Annotated in this window: 6 protein-coding genes; all 6 read right to left on the reverse strand. The window is 29.4% G+C overall.

The genetic code is table 11. The features are described from left to right. Positions 1-375: 375 nt before the first annotated feature. The 6 genes from KPL38_RS18245 to KPL38_RS18270 all read right to left on the reverse strand — a co-directional run bounded on the left by KPL38_RS18245 (position 376) and on the right by KPL38_RS18270 (position 4,470). Positions 376-603, reverse strand: coding sequence for a PspC domain-containing protein (locus tag KPL38_RS18245; protein ID WP_216290560.1), 228 nt, complete (start codon positions 601-603; stop codon positions 376-378). 211 nt (positions 604-814) lie between these two features. Further along, positions 815-1,888, reverse strand: a complete 1,074-nt coding sequence (locus KPL38_RS18250) for a 4Fe-4S binding protein (RefSeq protein WP_216290561.1) — start codon at positions 1,886-1,888, stop codon at positions 815-817. Between the two features lie 101 nt (positions 1,889-1,989). Beyond that, on the reverse strand, positions 1,990-2,934 hold the full coding sequence (locus KPL38_RS18255) for a flavodoxin domain-containing protein (RefSeq protein WP_216290562.1): 945 nt from the start codon (positions 2,932-2,934) through the stop codon (positions 1,990-1,992). 105 nt (positions 2,935-3,039) lie between these two features. Then, positions 3,040-3,480: a pyridoxamine 5'-phosphate oxidase family protein gene (locus tag KPL38_RS18260; protein WP_312884273.1), complete on the reverse strand. Its 441-nt coding sequence runs from the start codon at positions 3,478-3,480 to the stop codon at positions 3,040-3,042. A 196-nt stretch (positions 3,481-3,676) separates the two neighbouring features. Then, positions 3,677-3,922, reverse strand: coding sequence for a DUF4256 domain-containing protein (locus tag KPL38_RS18265; RefSeq protein ID WP_281419376.1), 246 nt, complete (start codon positions 3,920-3,922; stop codon positions 3,677-3,679). 38 nt (positions 3,923-3,960) lie between these two features. Continuing rightward, positions 3,961-4,470, reverse strand: a complete 510-nt coding sequence (locus KPL38_RS18270; protein ID WP_216290563.1) for a GNAT family N-acetyltransferase — start codon at positions 4,468-4,470, stop codon at positions 3,961-3,963. Positions 4,471-4,608 lie beyond the last annotated feature (138 nt).

Genomic DNA, 4,608 nt, shown 5'->3' on the forward strand with positions numbered 1-4,608 from the left:
AAATAAAGCAACATTAAATTTCTTCAGGATACATTTTCACTTTTCAACCCACATTCTAAATCCTAATATTTCCATTATTGTTTTTTCATAAGTTAGTTAACACTATCAAATCACTTATATACATCATAACATGTAAATAAGTAAATGTCGTAAAAAATGTACTAATGAGTTTGTAAACCCTCATATTGTTTATCTATAGAGTTGTTAATCAATAATATTTATTTTTCTAATTTCCTGTTAAGATTCTTATTCTAACACCGTTAGCTGTCACGTGTAGAACAATTTAAATCATTATCTAGAGTTATTCTTTTATTAACAATATCTACTTTATTCACCATACTCAACTAAGGCCTCTCTTCTATTCATATATAATTTTTAAAATTCATTTGTATTGTTATCATTATCATAATTATGAGTATTATTATTTACTGGAATAACAAAACAACATATTATATAAAATACTATACCTGCACCATATATTAGCGTTAAAAGCACCCAAGATAATCTGATAAATGTTGCATCTGTATCAAAATACTCAGCAATACCACCGCAAACACCTGCTATTTGTTTATTTGTGGTAGATCTATATATTTTTTTCCGCATAATTATTCCTCCGATTTTAATTTTTAGAATGTCACTATATTAAATCTATATTATACGTAGAATTTAATTATTGCTGCTATGAAAAATATCACCCATACTTACCAACTTATATGATATATAGCTGTTTCACTTGTTCTTTTGCAAGCAACCTAAAATAAAAGTAACATAAAATAAGAAACATAGCCCTCCCTTGCCAAGTAGATTATGTCTATTATTTTCTTTTATTTGATATCCAATTTAAAAATTTTGTTGAATAACTTAATGCTTTAACTGGGCAAGCATCTACACAGTGACCACATCCAACACACCGAATGTTTATTACTGCATCACCATTTTTAGCCTTGCTCTTAATATCAATCGACATTGGACATGCTAAATTGCATTGACCACATTGTATACATTTAGACTTATTTGTAAGAATTCGTTGACCAGCTATTTTCCCCAGGAAAGATAAGACCGTACCTAATGGACAATAATAGCAATAACCTCTACCAATAAAAGCTACCCAAAAAAACATAGCTATCAGCAGTTCTGTAGTGAGATACTTATAGTTTTCAATTTTACTAATTATCTGGTAATTTCCTATTATTGGTATTCCTAATAATAACAAAATCCACCAAACAGTAAAAAATACTGAAATCAACAGAAATACCCATCTTAAAACAGAAAAAATTTTAATTACTATTGGGTTTGTTTTTTTATGTTTCCCAATTAGAGGTATTACTGGATCAAATACTTCTGAGGCAAACCCATTAAACAAACATAGGGTTGAACATTGTAGACGCCTTCCAAATAATAAAGTTCCTACAAAAACAACAATGCTGACGCATATATAAAATATAAGAACAGCAGATATACCAGCTGATCCCCAAATTTTATAGCTGCTAATATAAAAAGACGATTTCGGATACAGCAACTGTAAAGGCATTGTTGTCCATGGCAATGGCATAGCAAAGAAATATAATTCTTTGTTATTAAGAAGCATAGGAACAGATATATGTACAATTAGTGCAGAAACTATAAATCCAATTAGGTTTCTTTTTCTCATTACTGTCCTTTTAGAAGTACCAATAATTCTAATTGTAAGGATACTGCCAATAATTATAAACAAAGTCTTTATTTCGTTTTCATAAAATTGCCAGAGCCACGTTATAAATGATGCTACTTTAGGTGTTGCTCTACTTACATATCCATAATTTAATCCAGCTATTAAAATACATAAGATTATATATATCCATAGAATAGCTTTTAGAATTTTAAATTCAATATTTTTATTAGACTCCATCAATTTCTTGCCCCCTTAAATATCAATGAAATTAACTTAAGTATAAATGATTAGGTAGATATTTATTGAATTTAATTTATTACATTCAATAGTAGCAGACTTTAACATGTAAGTACTTGTTTAGAATTAAAGTTGTTTTTCTTAAAGTCAGCATTTAGAAACTCAAATTTTTGTGGTATAACCTTGATTATATATAACTCTATAGACAATTTTTCTAATGCACTTAATTCAATCCCTTTTGATTTAAATACTTCAAAATATTCTTCACTAAATGATGGTACTATTTTAGCTAACCCTGATATTTGTAATCCTTTTACATCTTTCATGGTTGTATAGCTATCAGCTATACTCATAGCTACATTATTATTTTGAAGAATCCCTTTGAATTTCATTCCTCCTTCTGTAATTATATAGAAATTGGACTTATAATATTGATACTCTATTGGTGTACATCTTACAAATGTACCTATTCCTGTTGCTAATGCACAAGTATTATGATTTATTATAAATTTTTCAATTTCTTTCTTAAGTAAATTATTAGGCATTGTTAAATTAGGTGTTTTCATAATTTTTATAAATTTTTCAGCCACCGCTATTACATTTTCTGTTTTAAAATTTCCACAATCTTTAAATGGAACACCTGATTTTTTACTGAACATTTTAACTGAATTGTAATCTTCCTCAGATAGTTTGTTAAGTCGTAATTCCCCTTCTACAAACTCAGAAATGTCTTCAGTTCGTTTTAATAATGCAGCAAATTCATTTAATTGTTTTGGAAAATCAAAATTAGATATTCCTACACCTATAATACCTATTTTTTTGATGCTAATCTGTTCTTTAAATTCATTCACATACGATTTAATCATTTTTGCGGTGTCATAAGCATAAAATCCAAAAACAAAAATAATATTTTGATAATATTCTAAGTTTTTTGGAGCTTTTTCCACAGTGCAAAATTTTGTATTACCAAATATATAAGCTACAATCTCTGCTGTCTTTTTCGAAGTACCATGTTTACCTTCATAAATTATTAATGTATTTAACATAATTAACCTCCATTTTCATATCCTTCTACTTTTTAGTGTTTTAATTTTCATGGTAATAAATCAACTTTAGGTTTTTATGAGTTCATATTTTATTACTATTGCGAACTAATTCTGCGTATTATTCACGATTTCTATAGCCACTTTACCAGTTATATGTTCGATTATGACTTCAAATAAACAGACTCTATTCCATTCACTTTCAATTTCTCGCTGTCCTTCTTCACTATAGTCAGGTGAATACTTTTTAACTAAACTTTCAATGGCATTTCTCTTCTCGTCATCTTCTGTAAGAATCCTTGCTCTACCAAAAACAGACACACTACGAAAATGGGTAGTAAAAGTTTTTTGTATTACCTCATCTTTTTCTATGACACAAAATGTTACCTTATCATTCCTTTTTATGCTATCAATCTTATGCCCTTCTTTTGCACCATGAAAAAAGAGTTTTCCGTCTTTATAAGCAAAACTTACTGGAACAGTATATGGGTAATCATCATCGCCTGTTACACCCAAAACTCCAGATGTGCACGCCTGTAGAATTTCAATTGTTTCTCTTTTGGATAATAATTACTTTTTTCTTCTCATTTCTCTGAACATAATCACACACTCCTATAATTCTTTCATTATTGTTAAGCCCTCGTTTTTATTACGTTTCCACAATAAATATTATCATTAATCCATAGACTTTCATAGCACTTTAATCTGGCCACAACATTTTACAACTCCGTTTCTTGTGTAAAATTTAGACCCTGAGTGAACCACGAACACCCCTGCCTCCATAGTAAGATTCCGCACCATTATGATACACAAAGACATTCTCGTAGCGGAAATCAGCAAATATGGCACCGCCGAGTTTTCTAATTTCATAAGGTGTCTTCACCCAACTAGATGTCTTCGTATCGAAATCTCCAAGTTTCTGCAGCTCTCGATATAAATGTGGTTCAAGAAAAGTAACAAAAGCAGGGAACGTGGAAAATGTAAAAGACATAGTTCAATGCTCCTGGAATAATATTTGGTAAGATATTCTCATAATTCAATCCAATATCGCTTAACTAAGTTTTCATCATTACGAACTTCATTTTCTAATATCCCGCCACAATATTCTATAGTTTTTGAAGACGCAATATTATCAGCATCACATGTAAGTAAGACTTTCTTTATTTCCAATTTCGTACATTCTTCCAATGCAATTTTCAGCATTTCCTTAGCATAACCTTTTCTACGCTCAATTTTTCTTACACTATATCCAATATGTCCTCCGAAATTATATAAATATTCATTTAATTTGTGCCTGATATTTATCATACCAATTAATTTATTATCTTCTTCTCTGATTGCTAAGAACACACTTGCAGTTACTTCAGTATGCTTTGTACTCTCTTTTTCGTTATCAAATACAAATTTCATCCATTCTTCATAAACATCATAATTTTGCAGATATGATGTACCTGCCAAATCATCACCATTCTCCATAAATTCATTTTTGTATTCTGTAATCTGTTTCTTATACTCGATAGATGGTCTTAATAATCTCATAACATTCCTCCAATATTGTTTATAATATAGTTAATTGCATAACCCTGTAGTCAAGCGACTACAAGGGTTTACAATCATATATATACAGGAATTCCCCCAACTTTTGTCGAATTTATATTCATTACAACTAAATTCACC

The organism is Clostridium psychrophilum, assembly GCF_018861705.1.
In the GTDB taxonomy this organism is placed as follows: domain Bacteria; phylum Bacillota; class Clostridia; order Clostridiales; family Clostridiaceae; genus Clostridium_AD; species Clostridium_AD psychrophilum.

Bases quoted from the DNA above. Each gene is read 5' to 3' on its own strand.
- KPL38_RS18245 (WP_216290560.1), bottom strand. From the start codon at position 603: ATGCGGAAAAAAATATATAGATCTACCACAAATAAACAAATAGCAGGT.
- KPL38_RS18250 (WP_216290561.1), bottom strand. From the start codon at position 1,888: ATGGAGTCTAATAAAAATATTGAATTTAAAATTCTAAAAGCTATTCTA.
- KPL38_RS18255 (WP_216290562.1), bottom strand. From the start codon at position 2,934: ATGTTAAATACATTAATAATTTATGAAGGTAAACATGGTACTTCGAAA.
- KPL38_RS18265 (WP_281419376.1), bottom strand. From the start codon at position 3,922: ATGTCTTTTACATTTTCCACGTTCCCTGCTTTTGTTACTTTTCTTGAA.
- KPL38_RS18270 (WP_216290563.1), bottom strand. From the start codon at position 4,470: ATGAGATTATTAAGACCATCTATCGAGTATAAGAAACAGATTACAGAA.